The organism is Cryobacterium sp. Hz7 (genome assembly GCF_004402815.1).
In the GTDB taxonomy this organism is placed as follows: domain Bacteria; phylum Actinomycetota; class Actinomycetes; order Actinomycetales; family Microbacteriaceae; genus Cryobacterium; species Cryobacterium sandaracinum.
Map to the genome: position 1 here is coordinate 76,996 of NZ_SOFB01000049.1, position 13,343 is coordinate 90,338.

The window sequence follows — 13,343 nt, forward strand, 5'->3', positions numbered from 1 at the left end:
TAGATAGAACGAATGTTCGATGTAGGGAGTGTACGTCACACGGCCGACACGCGCTACCGGCAGTCTGGCGAGGCAGTCTGGCTAGGCTTGGTGGCTCAGCCGTCGTTCGCCTCGTTTGGAGATCCCCATGACCACGCCCACTTCGTCCTGGACGGACTATCTCGGCCGGGCCGCCATCCGCTCCGGTCAGGCCCTGCTGGTCCTCGCCCTGCTGGTGGTGGCCATCTACGGGATCACGCAGCTCAAGCTGGTCTTCACCCCGCTCCTGATCGCCCTGATCGTGGCGTCGGCGCTGCGCCCCTTCATGCGGTTCCTGCTGGCCCGCGGGGCGAACGAATCCCTTGCTGCGGCGATCACCCTGATCTTGAGCGTCGCGGTCTTCGGTGGCGTCGTTACCCTCGTGGTGTTCGGCATCCGCGGCGAGTGGGACACCCTCTTCACCTCGGCCAGCGAGGGGCTCGACAGCCTGCAGGAACTGCTCACCAGCGGCACGCTGCCGATCGATTCCGCTCAGATCGATTCGGTGCGCGAATCGGTCATCGACTTCGCCACCAGCAGCCAGTTCGGGTCCGGGGCCCTGGTCGGGGTCTCCGTGGCCGCCGAGATCGTGGCCGGCGTGGTGCTCGGCCTCGTCGTGCTCTTCTATTTCCTGAAGGACGGCCCCCGCATTTGGAGCTTCCTCATCCAGCCGCTCGCCGGCAAGCGGCACGAGCGGGCCGTACGCGTCGGCGTGAGCAGCGTCGAGGTATTCGGCAACTACGTGCGCGGCACGGCGATCGTCGCGTTCGTCGACGCCCTGTTCATCGGGATCGGACTGTGGATCCTGCAGGTTCCGCTGGCGCTGCCGCTCGCCGTCATCGTCTTCGTCGGCGCGTTCATCCCCATCGTCGGGGCGACGGCCGCCGGCATCCTGGCCGCACTGGTGGCCCTCGTCACGAACGACCTGACCACCGCCATCATCGTGGTCACGATCGTGGTCGCAGTCAACCAGCTCGAGGGCAACTTCCTGTCCCCGGTGGTGCTCGGCAAGTCACTGCGCCTGCACGGCCTGGTGATCCTGCTGGCACTGACGGCCGGCACGATCCTGGGCGGCATCGTCGGCGCGGTCATCTCGGTGCCGATCGCCGCCGTGGGCTGGGCCGTCATCAAGGCCTGGAACGCTCCCACGCCGCCGGTTCCGGTCGCGTCGGTTCCGGTGCCGCCGGTCGCGCCGGTTGAATCTGCCCCGCCTGCCCCGCCGCTCGGGGCGGCCGGCGCGACACCCTAGCCGATGCGCGCCAGGTTCGGTGTTGAACCAATTCGACGGAGATTCTCGTTCACAACTGCCTTTTCGGAGTTTTCAGGGCTGATTCGGGCAGAATCTCCGTCGAATTCGTTCGGGCGAGCGGTGATCAGCTGAAGGCGGAGATGCCGGTCACGGCCCGGCCGACCAACAGCGCGTTGATCTCGTAGCTGCCCTCGTAGGAGTAGATCGCCTCGGCGTCGGCGAAGATCTTGGCCATCTCGTACCGGGTGCTGATGCCGTTGCCGCCGAGCAGACCGCGGCCAAGGGCCACCGTTTCGCGCATCCGGGTCGTGCAGGTCGCCTTCGCGAGGGCCGCCTGGTCCATCGTGAGCCGCCCGCTCTCCTGCAGTCGCGCCATCTGCACCATCAGCGACAGCGACAGGGTGGCGTTGCCGATCATGCGGGAGAGCTGCTCCTGCACCAGCTGGAAGGATGCGATGGGCATGCCGAACTGGCGCCGCTCCAGCGCATAGGCGCGGGCCACGTCGAAGGCGGCGAGCTGCTGGCCGACCGCCTGCCACGACACCCAGATCCGCGAGTTCCGGAGCAGCACGTTCGTGTCCTGAAAGCTCTGGCTGCCCGGCAGCCAGTTCGTGTACGGGATCCGCACCTCCGTGAGGGTGATGTCGGCGTTCTGCACGATCCGCACCGCGATCTTGTTCTCGATCGGGGTGGCCGTGAACCCGGGCCGCTCCGTCTCGACGATGAATCCCTTGATCTGCCCGTCCGCGGTGTCCCGGGCCCAGACCAGCACGTAGTCGGCCATGGCGCCGTTGCCGATCCAGCGTTTGGTGCCGTTGAGCACCCACTCGTCGCCGCTGCGGGTGGCCGTGGTCTCCATCATGCGGGAGATGTCCGAGCCGTGTTCCGGTTCCGTCAGGGCGAAGGCCCCGATCTTATCCAGGGCCAGGAGGCCCGGCAGCAGACGTTCCCGCTGCTCGGGTGAGCCGAGCTCGTCGATGGCGGCGGCGAACAGCTCGTGGTGCACGCCGTAGAACGTGGAGATCGAGGTGTCGGCCCGGGTCAGCTCCATCTGCAGCAGCCCGGTGAGCAGATGGCTGGTCGCGGCAGCACCGGTCGCGGCGAGGTTCTGCGCGGCGAGGCGGGGCAGCAGCTCGAACGGGAACGCGGCGCGGTTCCAGTAGTCCACGGCGAGAGGGCGCACCTCGGCCTGATAGAACGATCGCGCCGCGGCCAGCCGCGCGCGCTCACCCGGGGTGAGCAGATCGGTGACGAAGATCAGGTCGGCGTCGACGTAGGGCACCTCGCCCAGCCCGGGCCCCATTCCGAGCCCCAGCTCGGGCCTCACTCCGAGCCCCAGCTCCTGCTCGCCGAGCGGCGCGAAGAACGCGGCGACGGATGCCTCCGTCACCTCGCCGAGGCCGGCCGGCGACCACCGGGGGCTGCGGTCCTTGTCGATCACCTGGGCCCGGATGCCCTCCTGCAGCTCGCTCCGCTGCAGGAAACGGAGCGTCACCCGGTACTCCTGATCGAGCGCCTCGTCGAGGCTCGGGAGCCGCCGGGCCCGGCGCAGCGAGGCCAGGGTGACCGCGAGTGCGGTCGGCGACCTCGTGAGGATGAGGGCGGCGGCGTCGCGTGCGGCTTCCACCGGGGAACGCCGCAGGGCGGCGACGATCTCGCCCACGTCATCGGACGCGTAGCACTCGTCGATCCAGTGCCGCTGGGCGAGGAGGACGGAGGGCGGGGGAGTCTCGGCCAGGGCGCGCACCGCCTCGGCCGCGTCGGTCTCGGCCAGGGTGCGGACCAGGGCAGGGAGCCGGTCGCTCGGCACGAAGTGGTCGGCCAGGCCCAGTGCGATGGCGTCGGACCCGGAGACCAGGGCGGCGGTCAGGGCGAGGTGGGTGCCGAGCTCACCGGGGGCATGGGACAACAGCCAGCTTCCGCCGACGTCGGGTACGAAGCCGATCGCGGTCTCCGGCATCCCCAGCCGCGTGCGCTCGGTCACGATCCGGGTGTTCGCATGGCCGGAGACGCCGACCCCGCCGCCGAGCACGACGCCGTCCATCACGGCCAGGTACGGTTTGGCGAACCGGTGGATCTGCGCGTTCAGATGGTACTCGTCGGCGAAGAACCGGGCGGCCTCGGCGTCAGCGTCCGCTCGATCGTCCGCGTCCGCGCCCGCGTCCGCACTGCGGTAGATCGCCACGATGTCGCCCCCGGCGCAGAGGCCCCGGTCGCCGCTACCGGTCAGCAGAACGGTCTCGACCTGACCGTCGACGGCCCAGTCGGTCAGCACCGCGGACATCCGTCGGATCATCGCGTGGGTCAGGGCGTTCAGGGCCGCCGGGCGGTTCAGGATGATCTGGGCGAGCCGCCCGTCGCGGCGCAGCAGAATGTCCGGCCGGTCATCCATGAGCTCGAGCATGGACCCCACGCTACCGGCACAGACTCAGATCGTTCGGAAGCGACTCCGCAGCGACTCAGAAGCGGGCGAGCTGCTCCGCCTTGTTGGCGTCGAATTCGGCGTCGGTGACGGTCCCCGTGGCGCGCCGGCCCGGGCGATGGCCATGGCGAGTTTGATCGTGAGCACGTTCGCGTTGACGTCGCGGGCGCGGCCTCGCTGGCGGCCCGGCTCGACGTGGACCTGGAACGGATGCGCAGCAACCTCGACCTCACCGACGGCCTGGTGTTCAGCGAACGGGTGACCACCCTGCTCGCGGAGGTCCTCGGCAAGGCCGCCGCGTTCGCCCTCGTGCAGCGCGCGTCGGAGGAGTGCTACCGCACCAACCGCCCGCTGCGGGTGGTGCTCTCCGCCCTGATCACCGCCGGGGGACATCCCGAGGAGCTCCGATCGCGGGCCTGGTCCGCGTTCGATGACGACCTCAGCCTCAGGCAGACGGACGCCGGAATCGACCGGGTGCTCGCCCGGTACCTCGAATCCACCGCGAGCAAGGGGACCTCACTATGACCCAGCCCATTATCCGCGGCACGGTCACGCCGGCACCGGCACCGGCCTCAGCCCCGCCGCCCGGCAACCGGTCACCGTCGCTGAGGTCGCCGACGTTGTGATCACCCTGGTCGACTTGGTCGGCGGGGGAGCCTTCCACTACGCCGGGGTGTCGTTCGGCGGCGCTGTCGGACTCGAACTGGCCCCGCACCACCCCGGAGACGGCGGATTTCCAGGACTTCATCACCCGCTATGTCTGGGGGGAGATCTGGACCAGGCCCGGCCGCGATCGGCGCACCCGCAGCTTCCTGACCCTGGCCTGCCTGGTGACCGGCGGCCACGAACATGAACTGGGCATGCACGTGCGCGCGGCCCTGACCCATGGGCTGACCCGCGCGGAGATCAGCGAGGCCATCCTGCACACCGCGATCTACGCGGGGGTGCCGGCGGCGAATTCCGCTCTGGCGGTGGCACGCGATACCTTCAAGACGATCGACATCGGCACCACGAACTGAAGCTGAAGGACCACTCCATGGACAAGACGTACTCCTCCGCCGCGGCTGCCGTCGCCGACATCCCGGATGGGGCCTCTCTCGCCGTCGGCGGCTTCGGCCTGGTCGGCGTCCCGATCCTGCTGATCCGGGCGCTCCTGGCCCAGGGCAGCACCGACCTCCGGGTCGCATCCAACAACTGCGGCGTCGACGGCTGGGGGCTCGGCGAACTGCTGCGGGAAGGGCGGATCAGCCGGGTGATCGCCTCCTACATCGGCGAGAACAAGGACTTCGCCCGCCGCTATCTCGGCGGTGACATCGAGGTGGAACTGACCCCGCAGGGCACCCTGGCCGAGCGGCTCCGGGCCGGCGGCAGCGGAATCCCCGCCTTCTACACCGCCAGCGGCGTCGGCACCATGGTCGCCGAGGGCGGGCTGCCCTGGCGCTACGGGCCGGATGGGTCGGTGACGGTGTCGTCGCCGCCCAAGGAGACCCGCACCTTCGCGTCGCTCCGCGGTGGGGAGAAGGAGTACGTGCTCGAGGAGGCCATCGTCACCGACTTCGCCCTCGTTCGCGCGGCGAAGGGCGACCGGCACGGCAACCTCGTGTTCGAGAAGTCGGCCCGCAATTTCAACCCGGTCGCCGGCATGGCCGGCCGCATCACCATCGCCGAGGTCGACGAGCTGGTCGAGCCGGGGGAGCTCGATCCGGATGCCATCCACCTCGCCGGTATCTACGTGCACCGCATCGTGGCGCTCTCCGGCGCCGAGTCCGCCGACCTGCCGATCGAGAAGACCACCACCCGGCCGCGGCCCGTCGCATCCGTCGTATCCGTCGCATCCGTCGTAAAGGACAGCTGATTATGCCGTTGACCCGCAATGAAATGGCCGCGCGCGCCGCGCAGGAGCTCACCCCCGACAGCTATGTCAACCTCGGGATCGGGCTGCCCACGCTGATCCCCAACTTCCTGCCGGAGGGGGTGGACGTCATCCTGCATTCCGAGAACGGGGTGCTCGGGGTGGGACCGTACCCGTGGGAGGGCGAGGAGGACCCGAAGCTGATCAACGCCGGCAAGGAGACCATCACGGTCAACCCCGGTGCCAGCTACTTCGACTCCGCGCAGAGCTTCGGCATGATCCGCGGCGGAATGATCGATGTGGCCGTGCTTGGCGCGATGCAGGTCTCCGCCACCGGCGACATCGCCAACTGGGCCGTGCCCGGCAAGATGATCAAGGGTATGGGCGGTGCGATGGATCTCGTGCACGGCGCCGACACCGTGATCGTCGTGATGGAGCACACTGCGAAGAACGGCGACTTCAAGATTGTGAACGAGTGCGGCCTGCCGCTGACCGGCAAGCGCGTCGTGACCCGCATCATCACCGACCTGGCCGTGATCGACGTGACGCCGGAGGGTCTTGTGCTGCGCGAGATCGCGCCGGGACTCACCGTGGCCGAGGTGCAGGCCGCCACCGAGGTGCCGCTGCTCGTGCCGGGGACGCCGACCGTCATCCACACGCTCCTCTCCGCTCCGAACACGGTGGCCGCATCGTGAGAGACGTCGTCATCTACGAACCGCTACGCACCCCGATCGGCCGGTTCGGCGGCGTCTTCAGGGCGGTCGCGCCGGCCGACCTGACGCGGCCGTGATCACGGCGCTGATCGAACGCACCGGAATCGACGGGGCCGTGGTCGACGACGTGATCCTCGGCCAGAGCTATCCCACCGCGGAGGCCGCCTTCGTGGCGCGCGTCGCCGCACTGAACGCCGGCCTGCCCGTGACGGTCGGCGGCGTGCAGGTGGACCGGCGATGCGGCTCAGGGCTACAGGCCATCCTCGACGCGGCTATGCAGGTTATGCAGGTGCAGACCGGTGTCAGCGACGTCGTCGTCGCCGGCGGGGTCGAATCGATGAGCCAGGCCCCGTTCCACACCGTCGACTCCCGCTTCGGTGTGGGCGGCGGCGCCGGAACCCTGCTCCGGGACGCGCTCAGCCGCGGCCGCGAGACCGCCGGCGGGCGCCGCTACCCGGTACCCGGCGGCATGCTCGAAACCGCCGAGAATCTGCGCCGCGAGTACGGCATGGGCCGCACCGAACAGGACGACCTGGCTCTCCGGTCGCAGGCGCGGGCATGCGTCGCCGTGGCCGAGGGCCGGTTCGACGACGAGATCGTGCCGGTCACGGTGCCGGGCCGCACGGGCCCGGTCGTGGTCTCCGCCGACGAAACTCCGCCGACGAAACTCCGCGGGCCGACAGCAGCCTGACGGCTCTGGCCGGCCTCCGCCCGATCCTGCTGGAGACGGACGCCGACGCCACCGTCACCGCCGGAAACGCCAGCGGCCAGGGGCTCGCCGCCATCTTCGAGCGGGTGTAGGGAGTCTGTCTCGCGCACGGGTTAGGCGCCCGGGCCCCGATAGGGCAAGCTGGTGGAGAGCATTGGGGGATGCCATCACCAAGCCCACCACCCGTCGTCGTGCGCTGCTCGCACTCGGCGTCGCCGCAGCCGTCGTGCTGAGCGGCTGCACCGCGGGCCGGAACAGCGTCGACCAGAACAGCACGCCGATCGCGGCGGACATCGCCGGGCAGCTGGACGCGGCCGTGGGCGAGGCGATGGCGCAATCGGGTTCCTCCGGCGCTCTGGTCGGGGTCTGGTCCGCCGCCGGCGAATGGACCGTCGCGCACGGCACGACGGAAATCGGCGGTTCCGCCCCGATGACCGGCGGGATGCACTTCCGCATCGGCACCAACACCACGGCCATGACCTGCACGGTGCTGCTCCGGTTGGTCGACGAGGGAACCGTGACGCTCGACGACCCGGTCTCCACCTACCTGCCCCGCCTCGTCGGTGTGGCGGGCGTGACGCTTGGCCAGCTCTGCCAGGGCACTTCGGGGCTTGGGTCCTACAGTCCCGTTCTGGCCGGGGAGTTCGTGCACAACCCCCTGCGCACCTGGCCGGCGATGGAACTCGTCTCCCAGGGGCTGGCCACGCCCCGAACCGGTGCTCCGGGCAGCGTGTGGGGTCCCTCAAACACCGGAATCGTGCTGCTCGGGATGGCGCTCGAGCGGGCCACGGGCCGGCAGTGGGCGGCGCTCTACGATGAGTACATCTTCCATCCGCTCGGTCTGCACGACACCTCATATCCTCACGCCGGCGATGTGGACCTCCCCGCACCACACTCGCACGGCTACGCCGCCGCGGTGGGCGCCGACGGTCCGGTGTGCACGGCCATCACCGACAACACCCTGCTCTCCAATTCGATGAGCGGCGTGGCGGGCGGTGTCGTTTCGACGCTGGCCGACATGAGGACCTGGGCAGGCGCTCTCGCCGCGGGTGGTCTCTTGTCCGAGTCGTCGGCGAGCGCCCAGTGGGACACCGTGAACGAAGACGTGACGACGCCGCCGTGGCAGCGCTACGGCCTCGGCGCGGAGCAGGTCGGGCCCCTCCGCGGGCGCACCGGATCGATCCCCGGATTCATCTCGGCGACCCTGGCGGATCCGGACCAGACCATGACCGTGGTGGTCATGCTGAACAACTCGAGCGCGGGTGACCAGTTCGCCCTGACACTGGCCCGTCAGCTGGCCGCCATCATCGCCGAGGCGCCGGCTGGACGCGGGAACGAACCGTCGGTTGCGCTGCCCTGGACGGTTGCGCAGACCCGAGCCGAACTGGCTGCCGAGGCGGCCTGCCCGACTGTGGCAGAGATCGTCGGTTAGCTGAGTGGGCCGTAACCGTTCGGTGGTGTCGCTTGCCGGGCCCGCCGCGCGCCGCGGAACGGGGATGACCCTCGGTCGAGGTCGCGGGAGCCCGTGGACAGGCAGGCCACGCAGCGTGTGCGGTGGATCAGCTCGAGACCCCTGGCAGCCACCACGAGAATACGACCCGCGAGAGGGGCCGAACGGGACTCCGGGGCTGCTCAGCGGGCCTCGGCCTCAGATTTTTTAGCCCTCGATGCTCCGGGAACAGTGGAGTACGTTTCTCGTTCCGCTTCCGCGCGTAATCTGAATGTGTGAATTCAGCAGGAACGACTGACCGAAGCGGCGTGAATGAGAACGACGCGAACCCTGGCGAGGGTGCCGTCAACCAGGTGGCCACGGCACCGCTCGACCTGGCCGCGCACGTTGCTGCCGTGTCGACCGGATCCTGCGGGGCCGTCGTGACCTTCATCGGCCAGGTGCGCGACCACGACCCCGACGCCGCCGGGCAGGTGACCGGCCTCGATTACAGCGCGCATCCGGATGCCGGTCGCATCCTGTCCGAGATCGTCGCCCGGTACTCCCGCGAGTACCCGCAGGTGAACCTGTCGGTCAGCCACCGCATCGGCCACCTCGACGTCGGTGACCTGGCCCTGGTCGCGGCCGCGGCAAGCGCCCACCGCGCCGTCGCATTCGAAGCCTGCGAACGCCTGGTGGAGACCGTCAAGCTCGAGGTGCCGATCTGGAAGAAGCAGTACGAGGTCGACGGGTCCACCGCCTGGGTGGGCCTGACCTGACCGGACCCGACGTGACCTGACGTGATCCGACCTGGTCTGATTCTGGAATAATTAACCGGACGTGTATCCTGTTTATTAGCGGCCGGCTCGGTCGTTCCACCGAGGAGGATTCATCCTATGACCGCCGAACCCATCACCCTGAGCAGCGCACACACCTGCAACTGCAACCATGACGACGCCGAGACCATTGTGCTCGACGGTCGCACCATCCCGCACGCGGTTCGCCACGCGGCCATTTTCGGCGCCCTGGAGGCCATCCAGCTCGGCTTCTCGCTGGACCTGATCGCCCCGCACGACCCGCTGCCTCTGCTGGCGCAGCTCGAGCAGGCACGCCCGGGAGCGTTCACCGTGTCGTACGTGGAGCGTGGCCCGGACGCCTGGCGCATCCGCTTCACCCGCGCCGCCTAGTCTCCCGAGATTCGACACCACCGTGCACGGCAACGGGCGACTGGCGTTTCTGCTGCTCGGCGGCCTCTCTCTGCTGGCCGGGCTCGACGGTGCGCTGCTCCTGCTGGGTTTCCCGGCGCCGGTCGTGACCGCACGCCTGGCGGATGTGCACGGACCCCTGATGGTCTTCGGGTTCGTGGGCACCGTCGTCGTGCTCGAGCGGGCCGTCGCCGTGCGCCGGAACTGGGCCTACCTGTCGCCGGGGCTGCTGGGCCTCGGCGGCCTGTCACTCGTGTCGCCGCTTCCCCTGGTGGTCGGCCAGCTTGCCCTCGTGGCCGGGTCGGCCGTGTTGCTGGCCATCTACCGGGCGATCTGGCTCCGGCAGCCGTCGACGTCCGCCGCGGTGCAGGCACTCGGTGCCCTGCTCGGTCTCACGGCAACCGTGCTGTGGCTCGGCGGCGTGCCCGTGCCTGTCCTGGTGCCCGCGATGACGCTCTACCTGGTGCTCACGATCGCCGGTGAGCGGCTCGAACTCGCGCGCATCTCGCCCTCCGTCGACCACCGGGCCGAAATGCGGATGCTGGCCGCCGGCCTGTTCCTGACCCTCGGCACGGTCGTCGCTCTCGTCTGGCCCGGGGTAGGCTATCCGGTTCTCGGGCTCGGGCTGCTCGGTCTCGTCGCCTGGCTGTTCCGGCACGACGTGGCGACCCGGCTCATCCGCAGCACCGGCCTGCCCCGGTACATGGCCGCGTGCCTGCTGGCCGGCTACGGCTGGCTGCTCGTGGTGGGCGCCAGCTGGATCATCGTCGGCCCGAGCTTCTCCGGTCCCGGCTATGACGCCGTGCTGCACGCCGTCTTCCTCGGGTTCGTGATGTCGATGATCATGGCGCACGCCCCGACCATCCTGCCGGCCGTGCTGCGCCGGCCGCTGCCGTACCGGCCGGTGCTCTACCTGCCGGTGCTGCTGCTGCACGTCTCCCTGCTGGTGCGCATCCTGCTCGGTGACGCGCGCGACCTGCCGGCACTGGTGCAGTGGGGCGGCGTGGCCAACATCGTGGCCGTGCTCCTGTTCGTGCTGCTGGCCGTGATCTCGGTGGTGCGCGGCGTGCCGCGGCGCCAGCCAAACACCAAACTGAAAGTCACACCATGAACCGTCGACTGTGGCACCTCATTACCGGGCTTCTGACTCCGGCGTGGCTCCTTCTCACTCTCATCGCCGTGCTCATCCACCGCTTCATCCCTGTCGCGCCGTGGCTCATGGTGCACCTCCTGTTCCTGGGCGCCGTGAGCACCGCGATCCTGGTCTGGAGCCAGCACTTCGCCGACACTCTGCTCCGGCATCCGGCCCCCGGCGGCCGCGTCTCGCTCGGGGCGAGGCTCGGCGCGCACACCCTCGGAGCGGTGCTCGTGATCACCGGCATTGTCGGCGGCTGGTGGCCGGTCGTGCTTGCCGGCGGCATCCTGGTCGGCACGAATGCCCTCGCCCACGCCCTGCTGCTGTTCCGGCAGTCGCGGGGAGCGCTGCCGGGACGGTTCGCACCGCTCGTGCGCTACTACATTGCGGCCGGAATCGCGTTGGCCATCGGTGTGACCCTGGGCGTGCTGATGGCCCGAACCGATATCGATGGTGAGTCCGCGGAGCGGATGTACATCGCCCATATCGGGTTCAACCTGCTCGGCTGGGTCGGCCTGACCGTGATTAGCACGGTGGCCCTGCTCTGGCCGACTGTGCTGCACGCCCGGGTGCAGACGACGCGCGCCTCGGCCCGCGGAACCCTGCCTCTGTTCCTAGCCGGCCTCGCGGTGCTCGGGATCGGCCTGCTGATCGACCAGCGCCTGGTCGCCGCCGCGGGTGTTCTGCTCTACCTGGTCAGCCTCGGCCTGGTGCTGGTTGAGGCCGTGCGCCTGGCCAGGCAGTCCCCGGCCGTCACCTTCGCCGGTTGGAGCATCGGTGCCGCCCTCACCTGGTTCTTCGCCTGCGTGCTCGGGTTCGGCCTGATCGTGACGTTCGCACCGAGCTGGGTAGCCGCGACCGACCGGCTCGGGCAGCTCGTGCCCGTGTTCGCGGTCGGTTTCGCCGCGCAGATCCTGCTCGGAGCCCTCAGCTACCTGGTGCCGGTCGTGCTCGGCGGCGGACCCTCGGTCTCGAAGGCCACGGCCGCCCTGCTCGATCGTGGTGCCCTGTTCCGGGTCATCGTCGTCAACGTCGGCCTGGTCCTCTATCTGATGCCGGTGCCCAGCCTGGTGAAGGTCACGGTCTCGCTGCTCGTCGTCGGCACGCTCGCCTCCTTCCTGGTCCTGATGCCGCGGGCGCTGCGGCAGAACCGCCGGCTCCGCCAGGCGACGGATGCGACGGCCCCGCCCGCCCCGCGGATTGCCGCGGCCCCGTCGCGCCGCACAGGTGCGACCATCACGGCCGTCGGCGCCCTGCTTCTGGCCGTATCCCTGGGGATCGCCATGGACCCGGCCGCCGCCGGAATCGCGAGCGGCGGGGCATCCGCCGACAGGGTGTCGACCGGCCACACGACCACGGTCGACGTCGTCATGAAGAACACGCGCTTCAGCCCGGACACCATTGAGGTGCCCGTCGGCGACACCCTGGTGATCAACCTGACCAACGACGACGAGATGGTGCACAACCTCGTGCTCGCCACCGGCGTGGTCTCCGGTTCCGTCGCTCCCGGCACCAGCCGGCAGGTCGACGCCGGCATCGTGGGCGCCGACGTCGAGGGCTGGTGCTCCATCGCCGGCCACAAGGTCCTGGGCATGGTGCTCACGGTCGTGGCCGTCGGAGCCGAGCCTCAGTCCGGCGACGACTCCCCAGCGATGGACCACGGCTCTGCGCCCGCCGGCGGCGCGTCCAGCGCGGCAGACGATCTCGATTTGATGCGTGAGCCCGACGCCGATTTCGTCGCCCGCGACCCGGCGCTGGGGGCGGCGGAGGCGGAGACCGTGCACACGTTGACCATGCGGGTGGAAGACGTGGAGACCGAGGTGTCTCCCGGCGTCACCCAGACCCTGTGGACGTTCAACGGCACAGCCCCCGGCCCGACCCTGCACGGCAAGGTCGGCGACGTCTTCGACATCACCTTCGTCAACGACGGGTCGATCGAGCACTCCATCGACTTCCACGCGGGTGCCCTCGCACCCGATCGGCCCATGCGCAGCATCAATCCGGGGGAGAGCCTGACCTATCGTTTCACCGCGACCCGCTCGGGGATCTGGCTCTACCACTGCGGCACGATGCCCATGTCGGTGCACATGGCGAACGGCATGTTCGGCGCCGTGATCATTGATCCACCCGGGCTTTCAGCGGTCGATCGGGAATACGTCCTGGTGCAGTCCGAGCTCTACCTCGGTGCGCAGGGCGGGGAGGCCGACGCCGACAAGGTGGCGGCGCAGTTCCCCGACCTGGTGGTCTTCAACGGCATCGCCAACCAGTACGGTGCCCGCCCGCTGACGGCGAAGGCTGGCGAGAAGGTGCGCATCTGGGTGCTGGACGCGGGCCCCAACGTGGGCAGCTCCTTCCACGTCGTGGGCGGCCAGTTCGACACCGTTTTCAAGGAGGGCGACTACCTGCTGCGTGATGGCGGCAGCACCGGCACGGGCGGCTCCCAGGTGCTCGACCTGGCCGTGGCCCAGGGTGGCTTCGTCGAGTTGACCTTCCCGGAGGCCGGCAGCTACCCCTTCGTCAGCCACATCATGTCTGATGCCGAGAAAGGCGCCCGCGGCGTCGTCCTGGTCAGTCCGTGATCTTTGTCCGAGTTTCCCCAAAAATGATTGTG

At 69.5% G+C, this 13,343-nt stretch carries 12 protein-coding genes and 1 pseudogene; 11 read left to right on the top strand and 2 right to left on the bottom strand.

Annotated features, from left to right (window positions below):
- The first annotated feature begins 127 nt into the window (after positions 1-127).
- Positions 128-1,267 (top strand): AI-2E family transporter, encoded by a 1,140-nt coding sequence (locus tag E3N86_RS10645; RefSeq protein WP_134401474.1) that lies wholly within the window; start codon positions 128-130, stop codon positions 1,265-1,267.
- A gap of 124 nt (positions 1,268-1,391) precedes the next feature.
- Here E3N86_RS10645 and E3N86_RS17880 read toward each other — a convergent pair whose 3' ends face one another.
- Both E3N86_RS17880 and E3N86_RS17885 read right to left on the bottom strand, forming a co-directional pair.
- Complete coding sequence (locus E3N86_RS17880; RefSeq protein WP_134374498.1) at positions 1,392-2,570, bottom strand: acyl-CoA dehydrogenase family protein; 1,179 nt, start codon at positions 2,568-2,570, stop codon at positions 1,392-1,394.
- 42 nt (positions 2,571-2,612) lie between these two features.
- Positions 2,613-3,671, bottom strand: a pseudogene (locus E3N86_RS17885) (enoyl-CoA hydratase/isomerase family protein); the annotation flags it as partial.
- Between the two features lie 228 nt (positions 3,672-3,899).
- On the opposite strand from E3N86_RS17885, the gene E3N86_RS10660 reads away from it, so the two are divergent.
- From E3N86_RS10660 to E3N86_RS10705, 10 genes are all read left to right on the top strand, one after another.
- Complete coding sequence (locus E3N86_RS10660; protein WP_134401475.1) at positions 3,900-4,214, top strand: hypothetical protein; 315 nt, start codon at positions 3,900-3,902, stop codon at positions 4,212-4,214.
- A gap of 164 nt (positions 4,215-4,378) precedes the next feature.
- Positions 4,379-4,708: a carboxymuconolactone decarboxylase family protein gene (locus E3N86_RS10665; protein ID WP_134511925.1), complete on the top strand. Its 330-nt coding sequence runs from the start codon at positions 4,379-4,381 to the stop codon at positions 4,706-4,708.
- A 17-nt stretch (positions 4,709-4,725) separates the two neighbouring features.
- Positions 4,726-5,544 (top strand): CoA transferase subunit A, encoded by an 819-nt coding sequence (locus E3N86_RS10670; protein WP_134374404.1) that lies wholly within the window; start codon positions 4,726-4,728, stop codon positions 5,542-5,544.
- A 2-nt stretch (positions 5,545-5,546) separates the two neighbouring features.
- Positions 5,547-6,236, top strand: coding sequence for a CoA transferase subunit B (locus E3N86_RS10675; RefSeq protein WP_134374402.1), 690 nt, complete (start codon positions 5,547-5,549; stop codon positions 6,234-6,236).
- 91 nt (positions 6,237-6,327) lie between these two features.
- Positions 6,328-6,945, top strand: coding sequence for a hypothetical protein (locus tag E3N86_RS10680; RefSeq protein ID WP_241980822.1), 618 nt, complete (start codon positions 6,328-6,330; stop codon positions 6,943-6,945).
- Positions 6,946-7,117: 172 nt separating this feature from the next.
- On the top strand, positions 7,118-8,395 hold the full coding sequence (locus tag E3N86_RS10685; protein WP_134511926.1) for a serine hydrolase: 1,278 nt from the start codon (positions 7,118-7,120) through the stop codon (positions 8,393-8,395).
- A 326-nt stretch (positions 8,396-8,721) separates the two neighbouring features.
- Positions 8,722-9,171 (top strand): molybdenum cofactor biosynthesis protein MoaE, encoded by a 450-nt coding sequence (locus E3N86_RS10690; RefSeq protein WP_104101383.1) that lies wholly within the window; start codon positions 8,722-8,724, stop codon positions 9,169-9,171.
- A gap of 117 nt (positions 9,172-9,288) precedes the next feature.
- Positions 9,289-9,579: a DUF2249 domain-containing protein gene (locus E3N86_RS10695; protein ID WP_104101381.1), complete on the top strand. Its 291-nt coding sequence runs from the start codon at positions 9,289-9,291 to the stop codon at positions 9,577-9,579.
- Positions 9,580-9,601: 22 nt separating this feature from the next.
- A complete protein-coding gene (locus tag E3N86_RS10700) occupies positions 9,602-10,708 on the top strand; it encodes a hypothetical protein (protein ID WP_233191430.1) in 1,107 nt (368 codons plus the stop codon).
- Positions 10,705-13,311, top strand: coding sequence for a multicopper oxidase domain-containing protein (locus tag E3N86_RS10705; RefSeq protein ID WP_134374399.1), 2,607 nt, complete (start codon positions 10,705-10,707; stop codon positions 13,309-13,311). The genes E3N86_RS10700 and E3N86_RS10705 overlap by 4 nt, the downstream gene beginning before the upstream one ends.
- Positions 13,312-13,343: the final 32 nt, after the last annotated feature.

Bases quoted from the DNA above. Each gene is read 5' to 3' on its own strand.
- E3N86_RS10645 (WP_134401474.1), top strand. From the start codon at position 128: ATGACCACGCCCACTTCGTCCTGGACGGACTATCTCGGCCGGGCCGCC.
- E3N86_RS17880 (WP_134374498.1), bottom strand. From the start codon at position 2,570: ATGGGGCCCGGGCTGGGCGAGGTGCCCTACGTCGACGCCGACCTGATC.
- E3N86_RS10660 (WP_134401475.1), top strand. From the start codon at position 3,900: ATGCGCAGCAACCTCGACCTCACCGACGGCCTGGTGTTCAGCGAACGG.
- E3N86_RS10670 (WP_134374404.1), top strand. From the start codon at position 4,726: ATGGACAAGACGTACTCCTCCGCCGCGGCTGCCGTCGCCGACATCCCG.
- E3N86_RS10675 (WP_134374402.1), top strand. From the start codon at position 5,547: ATGCCGTTGACCCGCAATGAAATGGCCGCGCGCGCCGCGCAGGAGCTC.
- E3N86_RS10695 (WP_104101381.1), top strand. From the start codon at position 9,289: ATGACCGCCGAACCCATCACCCTGAGCAGCGCACACACCTGCAACTGC.
- E3N86_RS10705 (WP_134374399.1), top strand. From the start codon at position 10,705: ATGAACCGTCGACTGTGGCACCTCATTACCGGGCTTCTGACTCCGGCG.